The organism is Vibrio sp. T9, from assembly GCF_003123985.1.
GTDB lineage: Bacteria > Pseudomonadota > Gammaproteobacteria > Enterobacterales > Vibrionaceae > Vibrio > Vibrio diabolicus.
Genome location: NZ_NIGY01000209.1, coordinates 1 through 282, shown reverse-complemented (window position 1 = coordinate 282; position 282 = coordinate 1). Strand labels below are relative to the sequence as shown.

The 282-nt window shown below is 43.6% G+C and carries 1 protein-coding gene; it reads right to left on the bottom strand.

The features are described 5' to 3' along the window. On the bottom strand, nt 1–282 hold a 282-nt coding region (locus CBX98_RS26530; protein WP_206781407.1), incomplete at both ends, for a hypothetical protein.

Sequence of the window (282 nt, the reverse complement as noted above, 5' to 3'; positions counted from 1 at the left end):
CCCCTGTCTTACCATCAAAATCCAAGGTTTGGTTCAAATTTATATTTAGACCCGAAGAAGCTACGATGGGATTGTAGAAATAGAGACCACTCGCTGCCTCCGTTTGGAGGTGGCACCAAGAAGTATTACGAGAACCAATCCAAGTTTTCTTGGTAGAGTAATCAAGTTCTAAACCCTTTCCATCAACAGAGTTGATTGCCCCTAGGTCTTTATTGTAAGACGTATAGCTAGTGACCATTCGCCCTTTAACAATACCCGATGGCTCAGTCGCACCTTTGTTGC